This is a genomic window from Thiocapsa rosea, from assembly GCF_003634315.1.
In the GTDB taxonomy this organism is placed as follows: Bacteria; Pseudomonadota; Gammaproteobacteria; order Chromatiales; family Chromatiaceae; genus Thiocapsa; species Thiocapsa rosea.
On sequence record NZ_RBXL01000001.1, the window covers coordinates 3,129,239 to 3,151,135 of the forward strand.

Below are 21,897 nucleotides of genomic sequence, written 5' to 3' on the forward strand. Positions count from 1 at the left end.
AGTGACCGGTTGCAACGCGGCGAGACGTCTGTCGCCCAGAGATGCATTCCATGCGGTACGTCGGCGACCTTGTTGAGCGTCTCCATCTTCTCTGCTCGTCGTCTTTCGATCTTGGCTTTGCGTGTCCGCGTCAGTATGCGGAGGTGTCCGTATCATTACTATCGGAGAACCCCGCTGTTTCAGCTTCTCTTGTCCGGGATCAACGATAGTGAAAATAGGCAGTCTCAATGCCCGATCCCTCGAGACGGAGCGGCATGATATTAAAAATGTTCTTCGTTTTTGTTGAATGTGGCTTCGTCGACGTCCTCTATGTCGGGAGTGGCCTTGCGCATCACCTCCGCCCGGCCTGCAGGTCGCACAGAGCGCCGAGGGTACACGAGATAACGCCGGAGAAGCGTCGTGCGCGCGCCGGCTCCAGCGGCCGTCAAGTCTGCCGGGGCCGATCCCATCCAAAAACATCGCATACCGCGCCGGGCGCGGTTCAGGCCCCGAGAGGCTGCGGCTCGATGCTCCAGATCCGCTCTGCATACTCGCGGATGGATCGGTCCGAGGAGAACTTGCCCATCCGCGCGACGTTCAGGATGGACATGCGGTCCCACTCCGCGGGCCGGTCGTAGACCGTGCTGATCCTGTCCTGGCACTCCAGATAGGCGCGATAGTCGGCCAATACCATGAAGGGATCCTGATGGATGAGGTGCTCCGTGAGTGGGCGGAAGAGGTTGGTGTCGCCGTGCGAGAATAGCCCCGAGGCGATGAGATCGATGTCCGATTTCAGCTCCTGGTCGCCGTGGTAGTAGTCCCAAGGCCGGTAGCCCTCGTCTTGCTTGCGGCGGACCTCCTCGGCCGTCATGCCGAACAGGAAGAAGTTTTCCGCTCCAACCTCTTCTCGGATCTCGATATTGGCCCCGTCGAGCGTGCCGACCGTGAGCGCGCCGTTCATCGAGAACTTCATGTTGCCGGTCCCCGACGCCTCCTTGCCGGCGAGCGAGATCTGCTCGGAGAGATCCGCGGCCGGATACAACCGTTGCCCGTTCTTGACGTTGAAGTCGGGCATGAAGGCGACGCGGATATAGCCGTTGACCTGCGGGTCGTTGTTGATCACCTCGGCGACCGCGTTGATGAGCTTGATCATCAGCTTGGCCATGTAATAGCCGGGCGCCGCTTTGCCGCCGAAGATGAAGGCGCGCGGGACCATGCCGAGATTCGGGTTCTGCTTCAGGCGCTGGTAGACGCGGATGATGTGCAGAACGTTCAGGTGCTGACGCTTGTACTCGTGCAGCCGTTTGGCCTGGATGTCGAACATCATGGTCTGCGGATCGAGGAGGACCCCGGCATGGCGCTTCAGCCAGACCGCCAGATCGCGCTTGGCGGCGGTTTTCACCTCGCGCCAACGCGCCTGGAGCTTGGGATCGTCGGCGTGGGCTTCGAGCTCGCGCAGCGAGTCGAGATCGCGGATCCAGCGGTCGTGTCCGCACACCTCGGTGATCAGTTCCGCCAGACGCGGGTTGCTGACCACGATGAAGCGACGAGGCGTCACGCCGTTGGTGACGTTGTGAAAGCGCTCCGGCGCCATCTCGTAGAAATCTTTGAGGAGCGTGGTCTTGATGAGCTCCGAATGCAGCGCGGCGACCCCGTTCACGGCACGGCTGCCGACCACGGCCAGGTGGGCCATCCGGATCCGCCGCCCGCCGGCTTCGTCGATCAGCGACATGCGCGCCACACGCTCCTCGTCGCCGAGATACCGCACGCGCACCTCGTCGAGAAAGCGTCGGTTGATCTCGTAGATGATCTCCAGATGGCGAGGCAGCAATCGCTCGAAGAGTGCGACCGACCAGGTCTCCAGTGCCTCCGGCAGCAGGGTGTGGTTGGTGTAGCAGAAGGTCGCGCGCGTGGTGGCCCAGGCATCGTCCCAGGTCACGGCGTGATCGTCCATGAGCAGACGCATCAGCTCCGCCACGGCGATCGCCGGATGGGTGTCGTTGAGCTGGGCGACGAACTTCTCGTGGAAGGTCTCCAGAGGGCCGACGGTGTTCAGATGCAGCCGGATCATGTCCTGAATCGAGCAGGACACGAAGAAATATTGTTGCTTCAGACGCAGCTCCTTGCCGGCCTCGGGATCGTCGTTCGGATAGAGGACCTTCGAGATGGTCTCGGCCTCGATCTTGGCGTGGACTGCACCGTAATAGTCCCCGACATTGAAGGTTTGGAAATCGAACGACTCGGTTGCCTCCGCCTTCCAGAGCCTCAGCAGGTTCACGTTGCCGACCCCGTAACCGAGCACCGGGGTGTCGTAGGCAACGCCGCTGATCACCATATCCGGAATCCAGCGCACACGCGGGCGTTCCGCCTGGTCGCGATAGTGCTCGGTATGGCCGCCGTACATGACGGGGAAGCTGATCTTGGGCCGCGGGATCTCCCAGGGGTTGCCGTTGCGCAGCCAGGTGTCGCTGCGCTCGACCTGCCAGCCGTCCTCGATGATCTGGTCGAAGATTCCGAACTCGTAGCGAATCCCGTAGCCGATCGCCGGGATTTGGACCGTCGCCAGCGAATCCATATAACAGGCGGCCAGCCGACCCAGTCCGCCGTTGCCCAGACCCGGCTCCTCCTCCTCCTCCAGGATGGCCTTGAAATCGAGGTCCAACTCCTCGCCCGCGCGCTGGGCGACCTCCGCGATCCCGAGATTCACCAGATTGTTGGCCAGATGCGGGCCGAGCAGATACTCGGCCGAGAGATAGCAAACGGTGCGCGCCCGGGATGACTTGTAGACCTGGGCGGACTTCACCCAGCGCTCCAACATGCGATCGCGCACCGTGAAGGCGGCGGCCATATAGAGATCGTGGGGCGTGGCGACCTCGCGGAAACGCCCTTGAATATAGAAGAGGTTGTCGATGTAGGCCTGCTTCAGAGACGCCTTCGACATGCCCGTGCGGGTATGCTCGTGAGACGTCGCCGGGGCCTCGGTTTCGGTCTCGGCCGGGGCCTCGGGGTCGTGGGCGACTGCTATGTTCATGGCGGCGTCTCGTCGGCAGACCAGGGGTTGGGGCTTAAACCGCGTTCAGAGCGATATGCGTCATTTTCACTTTTCGTTTGGCTTTGGAGATATCCTCGATCTCGGTGCGACGCGGTTTAAAATTTAATTTTTTCAATATTTTAAACCGCGCCAGCTCCGACAGTCGTCGGAGCTGGCGCGGCCAAGCCATTCCAACAAATGACGCATACCGCACCGGGCGCGGTTTAAAATGGCCAAATCCAGTCATCGACATCGGGCTTGTCGATGCCGTGCTCGTGCGCGTAGTTTCTGCAGTCGATCTGCATGTCGCGCAGCTTCTCCTTCACATGCGCACCCGCGACCTGCAGACGCGGCACCCGGTTGATGACGTCGATGGCCAGGCTGAAGCGGTCGATCTCGTTCTCGATGGCGAGTTCCAGCGGCGTGTTGATATTGCCCTTTTCCTTGTAGCCGCGCACGTGCAGGTTCTTGTGATTGGTGCGGCGGTAGGCGAGGCGATGGATCAACCAGGGATAGCCGTGGAAGTTGAAGATCACCGGCCGGTCTTTGGTGAAAAGGCTGTCGAAGTCGTGATCGCTCAGTCCGTGGGGATGCTCCCCGGCCGGCTGCATCCGGAAGAGATCCACGACATTGATGAAGCGCAGTCGGATGTCGGGGAAGTGCTCGCGCAGCAGGGCGGTGGCGGCCAGCGCCTCCTTGGTCGGGATGTCGCCGCAGCCGACCATGACGGCGTCGGGCTCGACACCCTGGTCGTTGCTCGCCCAATCCCAGATGCCGATGCCCTTGGTGCAGTGTTTGATGGCGGCGTCCATGTCCAGGTACTGGAGATGGTTCTGTTTGTCGGCCACGATCACGTTGATGTCGTCGCGGCTCTGTAGACAGTGGTCGACTGTCGAGAGCAGGGTGTTCACGTCCGGCGGCAGATAGATGCGGGTGACCTCCGGATTCTTGTTCACCACGACATCCAGAAAGCCCGGATCCTGATGGGTGAAACCGTTGTGGTCCTGGCGCCAGACGGTCGAGGTGATCAAGAGGTTTAGAGAGGAGATGCGCGCCCGCCAGGGGATCTCCTCGCAGATCGCCAGCCACTTGGCGTGCTGGTTGTACATGCTGTCGATGACATGGACGAAGGCCTCGTAGGTCGCAAAGAAGCCGTGCCGACCGGTCAGGACATAGCCCTCGTACCAGCCCTCCAAGGTGTGCTCGGAGAGCATCTCGAGCACGCGACCGTCCGGGGAGAGCTCCCCGCCTTGCGCGTCTTCCTCCTTGTATTCGCAGAGCCAGAGCTTCTTGGAGACCTCGTAAATCGCGTCGAGCTTGTTCGAGGTGTTCTCGTCCGGGCCGAAGACACGGAAGTTGTCCATGTTCTTGGCCATGACGTCGCGCAGCAGCTCACCCGTCGGCTTGGTGTTCATGGCGCGGATCTTCCCCGGCGCGGCCACCTGAAGGGCATAGTCGCGAAAGTCCGGCATGCGCAATGCCCGGCGCAACAGTCCGCCGTTCGCGTGCGGATTCGCACTCATGCGCAGCGTCCCCTCCGGGGCCAGCGCGCGCAGCTCCGGGATCAGCCTGCCCGCGCCGTCGAACAGCTCCTCGGGCTTGTAGCTGCGCAGCCAGTCTTCGAGCTGTTTGAGATGGGCCGGGTTGTCGTGCATGCCCGACAGCGGCACCTGATGGGCACGCCAGAAGCCCTCGACCTTCTTGCCGTCGACCTCTGCGGGGCCGGTCCAGCCCTTGGGTGTGCGCAGCACGATCATCGGCCAATGGCCGCGCGTCGCCGTGCCGCTCGTGCGGGCCTCCTGTTGAAAAGCGCGGATCTGGGCCAGACAGGCATCCAAGGTGGCGGCCATGGTCTGATGCATCGTCATGGGGTCGTCGCCCTCGACGAAGAAGGGCGTCCAGCCGTAACCACGCATCAGCTCGGCAAGCTCCTCGCGCGGGATGCGTGCGAGCAGGGTCGGGTTGTTGATCTTGTAGCCGTTCAGATGGAGGATCGGCAGCACCGCGCCGTCGCGGACGGGGTTGAGAAACTTGCTCGAATGCCAGGAGGTCGCGAGCGGTCCGGTCTCGGCCTCGCCGTCGCCGACCGCTACGGCGACCAAAAGGTTTGGATTGTCGAAGGCAGCACCGAAGGCATGCGAGATCGAGTAACCCAGCTCGCCGCCCTCGTGGATGGAGCCAGGCGTCTCCGGCGTGCAGTGCGAGCCGATGCCGCCCGGGAAGGAGAACTGCTTGAAGAAGGCGCGCATGCCTTCTTCATCCTCGCTCTTATTGGGGTAGATCTCGGAGTAGGTGCCCTCCAGATACACAGGTGCGAGCACGCCCGGTGCGCCGTGACCCGGACCGGCGAGAAAGATCGCCTCCTGTGCATGCTCCCGGATGATGCGGTTGAGATGCACGTACATGAAGGACAGGCCGGGACTCGCGCCCCAATGACCGAGCAGGCGTTTCTTCAGATGGCCCTCGGCGAGCGGCTCGCGCAGCAGCGGGTTGTCCCGAAGGTAGATCATGCCCGCAGCGAGATAGTTGCAGGCGCGCCAGTAGGCATCGATCTTGGAGAGAAGCTCGGGGGACAAAGGATTGGCGTCGATCTCGGTCGTGGAGAGGCTGCTTGTCGTCATGGGGTTCTCCGTGTGTCCGTCGTCGGTCGTGCGAGCATAGTAAAAGACTCGGATGAACGCGAGGTGACGGGGAGCGATGGAGCCCCGGTGATCGACGGCTGCAGCGGCGCAATCCCTGCGGCCTCCAACGGCCCTGCAGCACGCGCAACGGAGGACATCGAGTGGATGGCAATTCGCTGAAGGCAATCGAGTTTTACGGATTCATGGCGCTAGCCGCCTGGCTGGTCTACTCCCAATTCATCGCCGCGCGACGGGATCGGAATCGCTCTGAGGACCGTCCGTCGAATGAGGAGCCGCGCGACGGCGACGAACCCCCGCACGGCTGATCCTCCGGCCGCCGAGGGCTCTGTCCAACGGGGCCAGGGTCAGCGATCGTGGCGCTTGAGTGCCGCGCGCAGTGATTGCAGCGCGGTGGTTGCCATGTCGCGCAGGCGATCGGCGGCGTCGACGACCTCAAGGTCGGAACCACTGCGGCGCGATCCGGCTTGCGGCCCGGAAGGCGCGTGCTCGCCGGAGACGGCCCCGTCGCCCGTTACGCTCGGCTGCACCCTGATGTCGGGGAGCGATTGCCTCAACTCCTCGATGATCTCGTGGCGTTGGCGTGCGAGCGATGCGGCGACACGATCCCCGATCAGGTTCGGGAGAATCTCGCGGATCAGACGCGTCTCGAGATCGCCGAGATCCTGCTGGCTTGCGCCGGGCGGTGCGGCGGCGCGCGCGGCATGCTCCGCGGCGAGTCGCTCCTCGACGAGGTGGCGCGCCTCGGCGATCGAGATCTCGGTGAGGTCGCGCCGCAGGGACTCCACGAGGATCGTCAAGCGTTTGTTGATGCCCGCCTCCAAGCGCTCGTCGATCAAGGCGACCAGCTCGGCCTCGCTCAGCGGGCCGGGCGAGGTTGCCGGGTCTGCAACGGGCTTGTTGGCCTGCGACATCTTCACCGGCGCGGGCGCGGCCGGGGTGTTGTTGTCGATCGCTGCGCGCAGGCATGCGATGACCTCGGGGAGTCGCTCTGCGGCGAGCGATTTAGGCAGGATGGTGAGCACGCCCTTCTTGCGGGCCGCTGCCGCGAAGTCGCTATCCTCCTGCGAGGTGCAGAGCACGATCGGCACGTGGGCCGTGCGCGGATCGGCACGGATGATCTCCAGTGCCTCCAGGCCGTTTAAACCCGGCATGATATGATCCATGAGAATCGCATCCGGGATCTGGCTTTTCAGGATCTCCAAGGCCGCCTCGGCGGAGTCGGCGGTATCGACATCGATACCGCGATTCTTCAGCTCGATGCGCAGGGCGTACCGCGTGACTTTGGAGTCGTCGATCAAGAGGATCTTCATATCGGGTCGGGACGTGCGGTATCCGTCAGGTGGGGAAACGCCGTCAGTTTACTGGTCGGAGGGGGCAAAGTGCCATGGGCGAGCAGATGATCCGCTTTATTCGGTTCGATTCGACAGGGGCGGTCGCCGAGGAAACGGCGCGCCGAATCAGCGCCGCGGCGCGCCGTGCCATCGCGTTACGAGGGCGGTTTCTGTGTGTTCTGGCCGGAGGTCGCACCCCCTTGACCGCTTACGATCGACTGGTCCATCAGCCCGAGGATTGGGCGCATTGGCATCTCTTTCTCGGCGATGAGCGATGCCTCGCGCCCGACGATCCCGAGCGCAATAGTCGTGCGATCGCGTCGGCCCTGACCGAGCGCGTTCCGATTCCGTCGGTCAATCTTCACTGGATTCCTGCCGAAGCGGGGGCAGAGTCGGCGGCGCGACGCTACGATGCGCTGATCGCAACCCAGATGCCTTTCGACCTGATTCTGCTGGGCATGGGCGAGGACGGTCACACCGCGAGCCTCTTTCCCGGTCATGAGACCCCGGCCGACGTGCGGGCGGCGCCGGTGCACGAGGCCCCGAAACCGCCGCCCGATCGCGTGACCTTGACCCCCTTGGCCCTCGCCGCTGCCCCGGAGCGTTTGATCCTGGTCACGGGTGCGGGCAAGCGCGAGGCGCTCGCGGCCTGGCGTCGCGGTGCGGACCTGCCGGTCGCGCGGGTCGCGGCCCTGGGCAGGACGGATGTGCTGATGGATCCCGATGCCGCGGGGGATTGACGCTGAAGGTCTAGTGGCGCAGTGCAGAGATTCCGAGAACGTCCGAGATCATTATCGTTGTCGTTGTCGTTGTCGTTGTCGTAGTCGTATCGAGGGTCGATTACGACAACGACAACGACAACGACAAAGAACGGTCATCTCGCCATACCGCTGCGGAGATGCGACACCCCGTTCAGGCGCTCTGCGCCCAACTGTAATGCCCTGTTGACATTCCACCAGGATACCGACCATGAACCTCCAAATTGCCATCCCGATCGCTCTGCATCAGGTCGCCGGTCTTATCTGGGTCGGCGGGATGTTTTTCGCCCATTTCGCACTGCGTCCGACGCTCAAAGCGGCGCTGGATCCGCAGCCTCGCCTGCGCGTGGCACTCGGTGTCTTTCAGCGCTTCTTCCCCTGGGTCTGGGGCTCGATCGCGGTTCTGTGGCTCAGCGGACTCTGGGTGTTCCTCGGGGTTTCGGGCGGCAAGGCCGGGCTTTATGTCCACGCCATGATGGGCACTGCGCTGATCATGACGTTGATCTTCACCCTGATCTATTTCATCCCGTTCCGCCGGATGCAGGGCAGCGTCGCCGCCGCCGACTGGCCGAAAGCCGCTTCCATGTTCGGGTGGATTCGAGGGTTGATGGCCGTGAATCTGGCCCTTGGTTTGGCGACCGTCGTCATCGCTGCCGCGGGGCCGGCCTTGATCGGTCGCTGAAGGGCGATTCATAAGCTGCCGCTTATCTCGATCCGGGGCGCTCGCTGTGCCCCGGATGTTGTCGCCCATAACGTTGGGCGCTATAGGCCGCGGACGGCCCGAACCTGCGCGCACGACGTTGGTTTCGAACAGGTGCTTCAGGCCGTGAAGACGTCTACTCAATCTCGACCCCCAAAAAAAGGCCGCGATTCGCGGCCTTTTTCCGGGTTCCCCGACAATCGCCTCAGGCGATCTTGATCTCCATCTGCTCACCCGTCTCCGGATCGGTCAGATGCACCGCGCAGGCGATGCAGGGGTCGAAGGAGTGGATGGTGCGCAGGATCTCGATCGGCTGCTTCACGTCGAACACCTGGTGGTTGTCCTGCAGTGCGGCCTCGTAGGCGCCGGGCTGGTTGTTCGGGTCGCGTGGGCCGGCGTTCCAGGTGGAGGGGACGACCGCCTGGTAGTTGGCGATCTTGCCGTTCTTGATCACGATCCAGTGACCGAGCGAACCGCGCGGGGCTTCCATATAACCGGCACCGCGGGCCTCGTCGGGCCAGCTCGACGGTTCCCAAAGGGTCTCGTTGAAGGTGCGGCTGTCGCCGGCCTTTATGTTGGCGATCAGCTCGTTGTACCAGCCCTGCGCCGCGTCGGCGAGGATCTTGGTCTCCAGGGTTCGGGCGGCGGTGCGTCCGAGCGTGGAGTAGAGCGCGGTGACTGGAAGGTCCAGCGTCGAGAGTGTCATCTCGACCAGTTCCTTGGTCTGCTCGTGGCCGCTGGCATAAAGCAGGAGCACGCGGGCGAGCGGGCCGACCTCCATGGCGTGACCCTTCCAGCGCGGCGCCTTGATCCAGGAATAGCCGTCGTTCATGTCCAGTTGCGTGTACGGTGGCTTCACGCCGCCGCGCGCGTTGTATTCAAGGTTGGTCTCGCCGTCGTAGGGGTGAAGCCCCTGGTTGTTGCCGCCCGAATACTTGTACCAGGAGTGGGCCACGTATTCCTGAATCTGCCCCTGGTCGTGCAGGTCGATCTCGTGGATGGTGCTGAGATCGCGATTGAGGATCACGCCGCGCGGGAACAGGAACTGTGCCGGATCCATGGTTCCGGTGGCCGGAAGGTCGCCGTAGCTCATGAAGTTGCCCAGGCCCTCGCCGCGTTCACCCCAATCCTTGTAGAAGCTCGCGATCGCCAGGGTGTCCGGGACATAGACCTGGTCGACGAAGGTCTGCATGGATTGCAGGATCTGCTGCACCTCGGCAAGCCGTTTGGCGTTGATAGCCGAATCCGAGTCGATATCGATCGGGGAGGGCACGCCGCCGACGACGAAGTTCGGATGCGGGTTCTTGCCGCCGAAGATGGCGTGCAGACGCGCGACATCGCGCTGCCAGGCCAGCGCTTCCAGATAATGCGCGACCGCCATGAGGTTGGCCTCGGGCGGCAGCTTGTAGGCCGGATGGCCCCAATAGCCGTTGGCGAAGATGCCGAGCTGGCCGGATTCAACGAAGGTCTTGATGCGCTTCTGGGTATCGGCGAAATAGCCGGGCGAGGACTTGGGCCAACTGCTGATGGATTGCGCCAGGTCCGAGGTCGCCTTGGGATCCGCGCTCAGGGCGCTGACCACGTCGACCCAGTCGAGCGCGTGCAGGTGATAGAAGTGCATCACATGATCGTGCACGAACTGCGCGCTGATCATGAGGTTGCGGATCAGCTGGGCGTTGGGCGGCAGCTCGATCTTGAGCGCGTCCTCTACCGATCGGACCGAGGCAATGCCGTGCACCAGGGTGCAGACGCCGCAGATGCGTTGGGCGAAGGCCCAGGCATCGCGCGGGTCGCGGCCCTTCAAGATGGTCTCCAGTCCGCGGACCGAGGTCCCGGAGCTGTAGGCTTGGGCGATGTTCTCCCCGTCCATCTGGGCCTCGATGCGCAGATGGCCCTCGATGCGGGTGACGGGATCGACGACGATGCGTTCGCTCATCTCAGTTCTTCTCCACCAGGTGCTCGGCGATCATCTCGGTGAGACCGACCACCGGGATCTCCATGTTGAATTCCTCCAGACCCTCTTCGAGCTGGGTCCGGCAGGTGGCGCACATGGTGACCATGCGTTCCGGGTTGACCTCCTCGATCTGCGCCTTCTTGCGCTTGAAGGCGGCCATCTTGAGCGGCTCCGCGCGCTCGTTGGAGCTGACCCCGCCGCCTGCACCGCAGCACCACTGGAACTTGCCGTGCTCCTTGAGCTCGACGAAGTTCTCGGCGACCAGGTTCATGAGGTTGCGCTGCTGCTGGATCACGCCGCTCTTGCGGGCGAGGTTGCAGGGATCGTGCATCGAGAGGCGATCGGTTTCCATGCCTTCTGTCTTGATCCGCCCGCTCGCGCGCAGCTCCTCGAGGACCTCGATGATATGGAAGACCTTGAAGGGATAGGGCCGGCCGATCAGGTTCGGGCCTTCCCAGCGGATCGCCGTGAAGGCATGTCCGCACTCGGGGCTGATGACCTTGGGCACCTTGAGCTTCTCGGCCGCGGCCACGACACGCTCGACCAGTTCGGCGGCGATGTCCTTGTTGCCGATCTGGATGCCGGCGTTGGTCGCCTCGAAGCATTGGGTCGAGAGCGTCCAGGTCACCCCGGCATGGTCGAAGATCTTGGTGATGGCTTCGAGATACTCGGGGAAGTTGATGATCTCCATCGAGGAGAGCATCACCAGATATTCGGCGCCTTCCTTGTCGACCGGGACCTCCAGTCCGCTGCTGGTCTGGACATGGTTGATCTGAACCGCCAGCGTCTTCCATTGCAGACCCATGGGGCTGCCGGTCTGGATGGCGCGCACCGAGGCGGCGATCAGTCCTTCCGGCGCATGTCCGGCCTGGACCATGCCCTCGCGGGACTTGCGAATCATCAGCGCCAGATCGTTGCCGACCGGACAGACCATGGAGCAGCGACCGCACATGGAGCAGGAGTCGTAGAGCAGCTCCTCCCATTCGGCCAGCATCGCGTCGGTGACCTTCGGTTGCAGGCCGAGCTTGCCCTTGATCTTGCCCAAGAGTGTGAAGTCGTTCTCCCAGACGCGGCGCAGCGGCTCCAGCTTGAGGATCGGCGTGTATTTGGGATCGCCCGTTTCCAGATAGAAGGGGCAGGCCTGCGCACAGATGCCGCAGTGCACGCAGCTTGAGAAAAACGCGGCGACAGGTCCGTCGACCTCGGCGCGAAAGGCCGCGAGGCCCCGTTCGAGTGTCAACTCGCTCACCTTCGAATCCTCCTGCGGCTGGGTATGGCCCCGTTCAAGTGTCAGCTCGCTCATGACTGCACCCCCTTGCGGCCGAATGCGGCCCCGTTGTACCAGCGTGCGATGAAGGTCGTGAAGATGTGCGTGAGCTTGGTGAAGGGCAGCAGGATCAGCATGATCTCGGCCGAAAGGATGTGCATGCCCAGGACCAGCGGATAGGGGTCGACCAGGCGGTAATAGGCCAGCCATCCCGTCAGCACGACCGCGAAGACCACGGCCCAGACCACATAGTCCTCGACCGTGCTGATGCGCCTCTTCACCGGATGTGTCATCCGATGCACCAAGGTGGCGATCAGCGCGACCAGGGTGACGGAGGTCACCAGACTGATGACCGGGTTGGGCAGCGCCGGCCAGGACAGGCCGGTCAAGCTCTCGATCACGGCGATGTGCGGCAGGAAGAGCAGCAGCGTGATCAGGAAGCCGATATGCCAGATCCAGCCGACGACGACGTTGAAGGGCGCGCGCTGGAAGGTGCCCGGGTCCGCGACGGTGCGGGTGACAACGGTCCGCAGACCGGGAAGCCACTCACCGGCGCGGGCCTCGGCGAAGTTCTTCTTGCGCCCGAGCATGAGGATCTCGGCGATGCGCACCAGCAGACCGATCGCGAAGATGGCGATCGCGATGTTGAACATCGGACCCTTGGTCCATAGCAGAAACTCCATCGAGCCGCTCATAGCTTCGCCTCCAATTCCTCGACCGTGACGGGCTGACGGTGGGCGACCTCGGCCTTGGTCTGTTTCTTGGCCGATACCGCGACCGCACCGCCGACGACCGCACCCAGCACACCTGCGGCCAGGACGTTCATGCCGGACGCCGAGGTCGGCACCGAGACCGCGTTGTAGAAGCCGCCGGCATCCCAAAATTTTGGCTCGGAGCAGCCCAGACAGGGATGTCCGGCCTCGACCGGCCAACTGGTGCCGTCGTTCCAGCGCATGGTCGCGCAGGCGTTGTAGGTGGTCGGGCCCTTGCATCCGAGTTCATACAGACACCAGCCGAGACGCGCGCCTTCGTCGTCGAAGGTCTTGGCGAAGAGGCCCCGGTCGTAGAAGGGTCGGCGATAGCAGCGGTCGTGGATCGACTGACCGTAGAAGGCCATCGGACGGTTGTAGGCGTCGAGTTCGGGCAGCCGTCCGAAGGTGAGGTAATGGGCGATGACGCCCGTGATCACCATCGGGATCGGCGGACAGCCCGAGACGTTGATGACCGGCTTGTTCTTCACCAGATCCATCACCGACATGGCGCCGGTCGGATTGGGGTTGGCCGCGGGCAGACCGCCGAAGGTCGCACAGGAGCCGACCGCGATGACGGCGGCGGCGTTCTCCACCGTCTCCATCAGCATGGCGTAGTTGCTGTGACCGGCGACGGTCGAGAATCCCGGGTTGGCTTTCGGACCCGGGATGGAGCCGTCGACGATGACCAGATACTCGCCCGGATTCGCAGCCATCGCCTCCTCGCGTGCGTGTTCGGCGGCATCGCCGGCAGCGGCCTGCAGGGTGTGGTGATAATCCAGCGAGATGACGTCGAGGATCAGATCTTCGAGCGTCGGGGCATGGCTGCGGGTTAGCGACTCGGTACAGCCGGTGCATTCCTGGAACGACAGCCAGATGACCGACGGTCGCTTGGCCTTCTCCAGCGCCGCGGCGATCGCCGGCGCCATGCTCGGCGGCAGCGCCATCATCGAGGCGGTCGCGGCACAGAACTTCAGGAAGCCACGGCGCGAGACGCCGCGTTCGCGAAGGCTCTCGCCGAGTGTTTTCTCAGTGGGTTTACGGGCAGCCATAGTCCCTCCTTCAGATGTCAGGACGCGAGAGGCGGGTCGCTCTGGTCCGGGTTCAAGCGGGCGTCGAGCGCGGCGATCGCGTCGTTGAGATCCTGCGGCTGCGGACACAGGATCTCGGGCACAGTCGCGATCTCGAGATGCAGGGCGAGGCGATGCGCCTCGGAATTCAGATAATCGACCAGCCAGACCCCGGGGATGGCGGTCTCTTGCACGCGTGTCGGACCGAGCGCATCGATGCTGGCTTGGACCTCGCCGGTGCCCAGCACCGAGAGCAAGTGCTCCAAGTCGCCGGGGCCGAAGGGCATCGCCTTCAGATCGATCTTGGTGGTCTCGCCGGTACTGATCAGACGCGCCAAGGCGTGGCGGACTTCATGCAGAACGGGTTCGGCATTGCCGTATCCTTGCGGATGCGGATCAGCCTCGGGCACGACCGAGCCGCTTTCGACGACGACGGGAATCTGATCCAGCAACGACATACAACATACCTCGCCTTATCCGCCTGGAATTCTAGGCGCTTTGCCGCCTCCCGGATTTGATGCAGCGCAGCTAATTAGAAAGTTAGCAAACTCGAATGATCCGAACCGCGTCACTGTGGTTCATCCGGGTGCTGGAGGGTGTTCGAACGCTAGCGGATTCCGAGACTCTCCGCTGTGACGCGGTTCGGATGATTTATTTTTTAATCTCTTAAACCGCGCTGGCTCCAGCGGCCATCAAGTCTGCCGGGGCCAATCCCGTCCAAAAAACATCGCATGCCGCGCTGGGCGCGGTTTAAGACAGCACGCCCTGCGTCAGCTGCATGCTGATGCAGTGCAGGCTGCCGCCTTGGCGGATCAGGGGACGGCAGTCGACGGGCAGGACGGCGCGCTCCGGGAAGAGCTGGCCGAGGGTGTCGAGCGCCTCGGCGTCGGCGAGGGTGTCGTAGGTCGGCACAAGCACGGCACCGTTGATGAGGAGAAAGTTCGCATAGCCTGCAGGGAGGCGCTCGCCGTCGTCGTCCAAAACGGGTGCGGGGGTCGGCAAGGGCACCAGACGGTAGGGATTGCCCTGTGGGTCGCGCAAAGCCCGAAGCTCGCGCTCCATCGCCTGAAGCGCGTCGAAATCCGCATCGGTCGGGTCGCTGCAGCGGGCGTAGCAGAGTGTGTCGGGGGCGCAGAAGCGCACCAAGGTGTCGATGTGACCGTCGGTGTCGTCGCCGCTGATGGCGCCGTGCTCGAGCCACAGGACATGATGGATGCCGAGACGCTCGGCGAGCATCTGCTCGATCGTCTCCCGCGTCAGGCCCGGGTTGCGGCGTGGGTCGACCAGCGTCCGGGTGACCGCGAGTAGGGTGCCCCGACCATCGGTCTCGACCGCACCGCCTTCGAGAACCAGGTCGACGGGCTCCAGCGGGGTTTCGCCGAAGAGGCCACCTTCGCTCAGCGTCTCGGTGATCCGGTCGTCGTGATCCGCGGCGAACTTTCCGCCCCAGCCATTGAAACGGAAATCGAGCAGGAGCGGCTCTCCCGCGTGTGTGCGGACGCCGATCGGCCCGTGATCGCGCGCCCAGGTGTCGTTGCTCGGGGCGAGACCGAAACGCTGGCGCTCCGGATCGGCGCCCGCCGCTGCGAGGCGTGCGCGCACGGCCGCGGCGTGCTCGGGGTGGCGACAGACGTTCAGCACCGGCTCGTAACGCCCGATCAGGGCGGCAAGATCGGCATAGAGGCGCTCGACCCGATCCAACTGATCGGCCCAGTCGGTGTCTTCGTGAGGCCAGGTGAGCATGACCCCGCTCTGGGGCTCCCACTCTGCGGGAAATCGGCGCATGGCAGACCTCTTATTAAACCGCGCCCAGTGCGGTATGCGATGTTGTTGGATGGGATCGGCCTCGGCAGACTTCACGACCGCTGGAGCCGGCGCGATTTAAGCTATTCAAAATAGAGTATTTTAAACCGCGTCCCCGCTAAGGGCGGTGGATGCGCCAAACGTCGAGATCACTCGAAAATTTAGCATCTCGCTCTGGACGCGGTGTCGTTGGCTTGTCGATGCGCCTATTGTAGCCCGAGAGCGCGCCGTCACCCCCAGTTGAGTGCTTGCGACCAGAAGCGGGTATCGGCCTCGATCCCGACCCCTGCGTCATCGACACGAATGATCATGCCTTCGATGATACGCGGCGAGACGCCGTGCGGATGGATGTGCACCTGAACGAACTGATGGCGCGCGAGGGTCTGGGTGGTCTGGGCGGTCTCGAGAAAGAGTCCGCCCGCACTGAAGTTTCTGATTCTGCAAGGCGCCGGGAGATGCTTGCCGTTCACGGCGAGGGTTGCGGGGATATCGATCTCGGTTCGATGATGCCATCGGCGTTCCATCCTCTCGAGTCCTCCTCTTCTCTATATCTTTTGGTTCGTAGCGGAGCGGTGCGGAAATTCCGAGACCGTCCGAGATCATTCTCGTTGTCGTTGTCGTATCGACGGTCGATTACGACAACGACAACGACAACGACAACGACAACGACAACGACAACGACAACGACAACGACAACGACAACGACAACGATTGGATTCGGTGCTCAACTGATTTCTAATGCGTTATTAACGAGTTACAGGCGCAGTCGGCATGCCAGCGTCAAGCGGACCAGATCCGCGGTCGAGTGGACCCCGAGCTTGCGCATCAGGTTGGCGCGATGTGTCTCGACCGTTCGGACACTGAGGTTGAGCGTGCCGGCAATCGCCTTGTTGGTGCTTCCGTTCACGATCGCCTCGAGCACCTCGCGCTCCTTGACGGTGAGCTGCTCGAGCCGCTCGGCGATGATCCGCGGGTCGCCGATCTCGGCCCGAAAGCGCTCGTCCGCGGCGAGTGCCCTGCGCACGCGTTGCAGGAGGTCCTGGTGATTGACCGGTTTTTGGATGAAATCGACGGCACCGGACTGCATCGCCTTCACCGCCATCGGCACGTCGGCGTGTCCGCTGATCATGATCACGGGCAGGCCGATGCGTTGCGTGCGCAGGACCTCGAGCAGCTCGAGCCCGTCCATCTCCGGCATGCGCACATCCAGGACCAGGCAGCCCGGACCCGCGCAGCCCGGATCGGCGAGAAATGCGGCCGCCGATCCGAAGACCTTGACGGGTATGGATACCGACTCGAAGAGCCAGCACAGAGACTGGCGCACGTCCTCGTCGTCGTCGATCACGAATACCGTCGATTTGGGGCTCATTTCGGTTCTCCGCTGGCTGTTCCTGGCGGGCCATCGAGCGAGCGATCGGCCACGCTTGCGGGCGACCGGTCGGTCGCATTGCCCGCGCGATGTCCGGGCAGCGTGAAGGCAAACACCGCGCCGCCCCCGGGATTCGGCTCGGCCCGGATGCGCCCCCCATAGGAGTCGATGATGGTTCGGCTCATCGAAAGCCCGAGCCCGGTACCGCCTTCCTTTGTCGTGAAGAAGGGATCGAACAGACGGGGCGAGTCGGTCCGGTCCAGACCGACTCCGCGATCGGCGACGGCGACCCGCACCCGATCCGGGTCGGCGCGCTCGATCGTGACACTCAAGCGGCGCTCGGCGGTTGGCGTGTTGCGCATCGCCTCGATGCCGTTCATCAGGAGGTTGATCAAGACTTGCTCGATCTCGACCGGGTCAGCGCTGGCGAAGGGCAGATCGGCACCGACCCGAATCTCGACCTTCACGGCGTTCGTCCTGATCTCGGGCTCGAGCATGCCGACGGCGGCTCGGCTGATGGCCGCAAGGTCGATCGGTCGGGTCGCGCTGGCATGCTGCCTGGAAAAATCCCGAATCCGCTCGATGATCCGGCCCGCACGCGCGGCGAGCCTGGAGATTTGGCGCAACGCAAGACGCAGCGGCTCGACCTCGGTCGGCGCGCTGTCGAGACGCTCGAGCGCCCCGCCGGCATAGGTGCTGATGGCCATGAGCGGCTGGGCGACCTCATGGGCAATGGCGCTGGACATCTCGCCCATGGTGCTGATGCGCCCGACCCTGAAGAGTGCGTGGCGGTGTCTGGACTCGCGCTCTTCGAGCTGCTTGCGCACGCTGATGTCCTCGATGACGCCGATGAAATAGCGCAGGGCTCCGCTCGAATCGCGCACGACGGCCATCGTCAGGTTGCACCAGATGGCCTGGCCCGACTTGCCGATAAATCGCAGTTCGAGGCTTTGGCCGTCGTCCCGAACGCGGTCGCGGACGCGGTCGTATGGCGTGTCCCCGTCGATCCTTGCGACGTAGCGCATCAATTTATCGCGATCCTCCGGGTGGACGAGACCGCGGCAGGTCCGAGCGAGCAGCTCCTTTTGGGTGTAGCCGAGGATGTCGCAGAGCTTGCGGTTGACCCGGAGAAAAGAACTCTCCTGGTCGAGGTGACAGATGCCGACCGCCGCTTGCTCGAAGGTCGCGCGAAAACGCTCCTCGCTTTCGGTCAGCGCGCGCTGCACGGCGAGGATGTCGAGGATGTCTGCGAGCCGTCCGGCGAGCGCACGCGTCAGCGTCAGATCGTCCTCGCTCCAGGTGCGTTCGACGCGACACAGATGCAGGCCGAGCAGGGAGGGCCGATCGCCCTCGGGGCGTACGGCGATGATCAAGCGCGAGCGCGGCGCGAAGCCGCTGCCGAGCATCGGAACCGCACTCGGATCGGGATCCTGCACCGGATCGGATGCGTTCAGGGCCGCGCGGATCAGGTGGCGCAGTGGGTCGTCTGTCGGGATGGTGCGGTCGGTCAGGGGTTCGCCGGGGCAGCCCGGAACGGCGGCCTCCGCCAGAATTCGGACCTCGGTCGCGTCGGGATCGCATGGATGCAGCAGCCAGGCGCGATCCACCCGCAGGAGGTCCTGCACGACCCGCAACAGGGCGTTCAAGACCGCATGCGGGTCGAACGCGGCCGTTGCCGCGGCCGACAGCCGCTCAAGCCCGCTCACCAGCCGATGGCGCGACTCGGCAGCCGCTGCCGCGATGTCGCGTTGACTGCGATCGCGTTCCGCGCGCTTGCGCTCGGTGATATCCGAGAGGATGACGCGGATCCGCGACGGGCTGCTCCCGGCCTCGAGCAGGCTTTCGAGCATCAGGGTTTGCGGATCCTCACAGATCGCCGCGCTGTCCGGCCGCAGTCGCAGCTCGCAGCTCCTGCGCGCCTGCGAGTGCAATGCGTCGGCGAGATGAGCCTTCAGGAGCATGTCGTCGTCCGGGACGATGTACGTGCTCAATGCCCGACCGATCAATTGGTCTCGCGATTGCCCGAGCAGCTTGGCGCCGGTTAGGTTGATGTCTTGGATCCTGCCTGCGACGTCGATCGAGAGGTAGCCGACGGGGGCAAAATCATAGAGGTCTGCATAGCGCTCGCGAGACTCTTCGAGCACCGCACGCACCGCGAGCAGCTCGCGGTTTTGCTGCTCGAGCTCGATCTGATGGACCTGCAGCTCATGCACGAGGCGGGTCAGCTCGTCCGATCCCTTGCCTGCGCGCTCCATCTCAGCCAAAAGCCGCGTCAGTTGCGCATCGCTCGCTTGGTCGAATCTTGCCATTGGACCGGCACCTCCATTGTGCGGCCGGCGGTTTGGGTTACGATGCCGGCGTTCGGGTGTGCTGTGCTCGGCACCCGTCTCGGTGTCGCCGTTTCGGGGTCTGTCGTTGGGTTTCGGCCGCGTCGGCGCGCCATGTCCCGACGCATGCTGGACGTACCCTGTGTTGCGAAAACCCCGGGTGCGCTTGGTATATCCACCTCCATTTTAGAAGATCCTGGCCGATCCGCGACGCCGGCCGTGTCGATTCCGCTTCCGTGAAGTTGGACAAGCGCCCTCGCCCGTGAACAAGCGCCGTCGGGTGGACAAGCGCAGCGCAGTCCACCAGCGCCGTCGCAAGGCTCCAGGGATCTCGCTTCCGCTCCTCCACCCGACCGACCGTTCTTACCGAGTGAAGCCGATCGGCCATGAGCCGAAGGGGTCGAGCAGCGTTCGATCAGGCGATATCCCGGGACGTTTACATCAAAAACGGTTGCAGGGTCGCGCTCTCGAGGTCGAGGCCGTGGATTCGAATCTGCTCCACGCCTTTCTCCTTCAGCGCCCGGGCGACCAAGACGAGTACCGCGATTCCGGAGTCGAAGATCCGGTCGACGCCGGTCAGGTCGAGCGTACAGGTATCGATGCTCTCGTCCACCGTTTGGCCGATCAGCAGCAAGGCAAAGGCGCAGCGCAGATCCAGCGAGCCGTCGATCCGAATGTGCAGGTGGCCGTCGTCGATCTCGTAGTCGAGATCCGCGGCAGGGGTTGCGAGTCTCGGGGTATGGTTGCCCGTTTGGTCGGAGCCGTAGCGCTCCGCTTCGTGGAATCCGAGGATTCTGATGGATTGATCGCCTTTGCTCTGCAAGGCCGATGACGCCGTCCGCACGCGCATCGAGTCGAGTCGAGTCATGGTGCTGCTCTCCTCCCGGTCATTGTCGTTATCGTTCGCGCCGCGCGTCTTCCGCGGCACCTTCCCGAACCGGGATGCGCCTGTGCTCCCCGGCGGAATTGCTCCGGTTTTCGCGTTGCTGCATCAGGTCCAGGTCCTGACGAACCGCATCAGCTCGTTCTCACCGAGCGGTTGGGTGTAGAGAAACCCCTGAGCAAGTGTGCAGCCGGCCTCCTGAAGGAAATCGGCCTGGCTCTGCTTCTCGACGCCCTGCGCGACGACGCGCATGCCCAGGGTCTTGCCCAGTGCGAGGATCGCGCGGGCGACGGCCGCGTCGTCGCTGTCGTGCGGAAGCCCGTCGATCAAGGATTTGTCCATCTTCAGCTCCCCGATCGGCAGTCGCTTCAGATCCATGAGCGAGGAGGAGCCTGCGCCGAAATGGTCGATCGAGAGTTCGATCCCGAGCCCTTTCAACCGGCGAACCGTCTCCAGTGCCGAGACGGAGTCCGAAACGGGCCGCGTCTCTGTCAGCTCCAGGCTCACCAGGCGTGCATCGAGATCCAGCTCGTGGAGCAGGGCTTCGAGATCGTCGGCAAAATCCGGGCGCTCAAGTTCCTTCTTCGACAAATTAATCTTGATGTGTGTTCCCTCGTCGAGTCCCTCGGCCTGCCAACGCTTGCGCTGCGTGCAGGCAGTGCGCAACACCCAGGCATCGATTCCGCGGATCAGTCCGGTCTCCTCGGCCAGGGCCAGAAACCCAACGGGCGCCAGGCAGCCGAGCACCGGATGGTTCCATCGCACGAGCGCCTCGATGCCCGCAATGCGCCTTGTATCCAGGGCGAGTTGCGGTTGGTAGGCCAGTACCAGCTCGCCGCGTTCCACGGCGTTGGCCAGACCCGATCGGAGCAGGATTCGGTCGAAGGCTTGCGCGGTCATATCCGCGGCGTAGAAGCGGAAGGTGTTCCGACCGCCCTGCTTGGCGATATACATCGCGGTGTCGGCTTGACGAACAAGGTTTTCCGCCGCTGTGCCGTCGTCGGGACAGAGGCTGATGCCGATGCTGACGGTCAGCGCGATCTCGCCTTGGGGACCCGTGTAGGGGTGGCGCAGCAGCTCGATCAGCTTGCGCGCGACCGCGGCAGCGGCGTCCGGAGAGTCCACCGGGGCGACGAGCATGAGGAACTCGTCCCCGCCGATGCGTGCGACCGTATCGTCCTTGCGGATCTGCGCTTTGAGTCGCGTGGCGACGTCCTTGAGGACCTTGTCGCCGAAGGAGTGACCGAAGCTGTCGTTGATCAACTTGAAGCGGTCCAGGTCGATGAACAGGACTGCAAGCCGCTCCCCGGTGCGCTGTGCGCGTGCGATCGACTGATCGAGCCGATCGGAGAAGAGGGCGCGATTCGCCAAGCCGGTGAGCGGATCGTGCAGGGCGAGCCGGGAGAGCGACTGCTCGCGCTCCTTGAGCTGCTCGAGCAGGTGTCGCTGCTCGGTGACATCGATCATCACGGTGAGACAGACCGCTTCGCCGTCGTCGCCGCGAGCGGGCTCGCTCTCGAGCCTCAGATCCACTGCGTGCCCGGTGTCGCGCGAGGTCAGTCGGACGCCAAGCGCGCGGCGCTCTGCGCTGTGCTGCACCGCCTCGATGTGCGCGTGCAGCGCGCGTGATTGACCTGCATCGAGATGACTCCACAGCGGCGTGCCGATGAGGTGCCCGCGCTCCATCCCGAGCATCGAGGCACCGGTGAGGTTGATCTCGCGGATGATTCCGCCGCGATCCAGGGTGCAATAGCCGACGGGTGCCCGGTCGTAGAGTCGGGCATAGCGGTCGCGCGAGATCTCAAGCGAGCGCTGGGCGTCGCGAAGCTCGTGGTTCTGCTGTGTCAGCTCGATTTGATGGGTCTTTAAATCGTGCATGAGGCGGTGCAGCTCGTCCTTGCTGCCCGCCTGTTCTCTTGAGGTTTCGCCCCGGGGGGTAACGTCCTCCTCTTCCCATCCGATCGGTTTCGCCATTCGGTGCGCTCCTGCGTGTTTGGCGCGACGTGGCCATTGATTGGGCCTTGCCGTCGTTTG

Annotated in this window: 16 protein-coding genes; 2 read left to right on the forward strand and 14 right to left on the reverse strand. The window is 63.8% G+C overall.

Annotated features, from left to right (window positions below; genetic code table 11):
* Window positions 1–481 precede the first annotated feature (481 nt).
* The 3 genes from BDD21_RS14040 to BDD21_RS14050 all read right to left on the reverse strand — a co-directional run bounded on the left by BDD21_RS14040 (window position 482) and on the right by BDD21_RS14050 (window position 6,962).
* The gene (locus BDD21_RS14040) at window positions 482–3,010 is read right to left on the reverse strand and encodes a glycogen/starch/alpha-glucan phosphorylase (RefSeq protein WP_425470250.1); all 2,529 of its coding nucleotides are present in this window, start codon (window positions 3,008–3,010) and stop codon (window positions 482–484) included.
* A 224-nt stretch (window positions 3,011–3,234) separates the two neighbouring features.
* The gene (locus BDD21_RS14045; RefSeq protein ID WP_120797676.1) at window positions 3,235–5,631 is read right to left on the reverse strand and encodes a phosphoketolase family protein; all 2,397 of its coding nucleotides are present in this window, start codon (window positions 5,629–5,631) and stop codon (window positions 3,235–3,237) included.
* Between the two features lie 365 nt (window positions 5,632–5,996).
* Window positions 5,997–6,962 carry a response regulator gene (locus tag BDD21_RS14050; RefSeq protein ID WP_120797677.1) on the reverse strand — a complete coding sequence of 322 codons (966 nt, stop codon included), beginning with the start codon at window positions 6,960–6,962 and terminating at the stop codon, window positions 5,997–5,999.
* 74 nt (window positions 6,963–7,036) lie between these two features.
* Between BDD21_RS14050 and pgl the strand changes: the two genes are divergently transcribed.
* The gene (gene pgl, locus BDD21_RS14055) at window positions 7,037–7,723 is read left to right on the forward strand and encodes a 6-phosphogluconolactonase (protein WP_245969600.1); all 687 of its coding nucleotides are present in this window, start codon (window positions 7,037–7,039) and stop codon (window positions 7,721–7,723) included.
* A 229-nt stretch (window positions 7,724–7,952) separates the two neighbouring features.
* A complete protein-coding gene (locus BDD21_RS14060) occupies window positions 7,953–8,423 on the forward strand; it encodes a CopD family protein (protein ID WP_120797678.1) in 471 nt (156 codons plus the stop codon).
* Between the two features lie 223 nt (window positions 8,424–8,646).
* On the opposite strand, the gene BDD21_RS14065 is transcribed toward BDD21_RS14060, so the two are convergent.
* The 11 genes from BDD21_RS14065 to BDD21_RS14120 all read right to left on the reverse strand — a co-directional run bounded on the left by BDD21_RS14065 (window position 8,647) and on the right by BDD21_RS14120 (window position 21,837).
* On the reverse strand, window positions 8,647–10,377 hold the full coding sequence (locus BDD21_RS14065; protein ID WP_120797679.1) for a nickel-dependent hydrogenase large subunit: 1,731 nt from the start codon (window positions 10,375–10,377) through the stop codon (window positions 8,647–8,649).
* A 1-nt stretch (window position 10,378) separates the two neighbouring features.
* The gene (locus BDD21_RS14070) at window positions 10,379–11,644 is read right to left on the reverse strand and encodes a (Fe-S)-binding protein (RefSeq protein WP_120799930.1); all 1,266 of its coding nucleotides are present in this window, start codon (window positions 11,642–11,644) and stop codon (window positions 10,379–10,381) included.
* A gap of 50 nt (window positions 11,645–11,694) precedes the next feature.
* Window positions 11,695–12,357, reverse strand: a complete 663-nt coding sequence (locus BDD21_RS14075) for a hypothetical protein (protein ID WP_120797680.1) — start codon at window positions 12,355–12,357, stop codon at window positions 11,695–11,697.
* Window positions 12,354–13,463, reverse strand: coding sequence for a hydrogenase small subunit (locus BDD21_RS14080; RefSeq protein WP_120797681.1), 1,110 nt, complete (start codon window positions 13,461–13,463; stop codon window positions 12,354–12,356). The genes BDD21_RS14075 and BDD21_RS14080 overlap by 4 nt, the downstream gene beginning before the upstream one ends.
* 17 nt (window positions 13,464–13,480) lie before the next feature.
* Window positions 13,481–13,939: a hydrogenase expression/formation protein gene (locus BDD21_RS14085; RefSeq protein ID WP_120797682.1), complete on the reverse strand. Its 459-nt coding sequence runs from the start codon at window positions 13,937–13,939 to the stop codon at window positions 13,481–13,483.
* Window positions 13,940–14,231: 292 nt separating this feature from the next.
* A complete protein-coding gene (locus BDD21_RS14090; protein ID WP_120797683.1) occupies window positions 14,232–15,266 on the reverse strand; it encodes an agmatine deiminase family protein in 1,035 nt (344 codons plus the stop codon).
* A 248-nt stretch (window positions 15,267–15,514) separates the two neighbouring features.
* Entirely contained in the window at window positions 15,515–15,808 is a 294-nt protein-coding gene (locus BDD21_RS14095) for a PilZ domain-containing protein (RefSeq protein ID WP_120797684.1), read from the reverse strand.
* A 230-nt stretch (window positions 15,809–16,038) separates the two neighbouring features.
* On the reverse strand, window positions 16,039–16,653 hold the full coding sequence (locus BDD21_RS14105; RefSeq protein ID WP_120797685.1) for a response regulator transcription factor: 615 nt from the start codon (window positions 16,651–16,653) through the stop codon (window positions 16,039–16,041).
* Complete coding sequence (locus BDD21_RS14110; protein WP_120797686.1) at window positions 16,650–18,962, reverse strand: PAS domain S-box protein; 2,313 nt, start codon at window positions 18,960–18,962, stop codon at window positions 16,650–16,652. The genes BDD21_RS14105 and BDD21_RS14110 overlap by 4 nt, the downstream gene beginning before the upstream one ends.
* Before the next feature lie 454 nt (window positions 18,963–19,416).
* On the reverse strand, window positions 19,417–19,848 hold the full coding sequence (locus BDD21_RS14115; protein WP_147431083.1) for an STAS domain-containing protein: 432 nt from the start codon (window positions 19,846–19,848) through the stop codon (window positions 19,417–19,419).
* A 123-nt stretch (window positions 19,849–19,971) separates the two neighbouring features.
* Window positions 19,972–21,837, reverse strand: a complete 1,866-nt coding sequence (locus BDD21_RS14120; RefSeq protein ID WP_120797688.1) for a putative bifunctional diguanylate cyclase/phosphodiesterase — start codon at window positions 21,835–21,837, stop codon at window positions 19,972–19,974.
* Window positions 21,838–21,897: the final 60 nt, after the last annotated feature.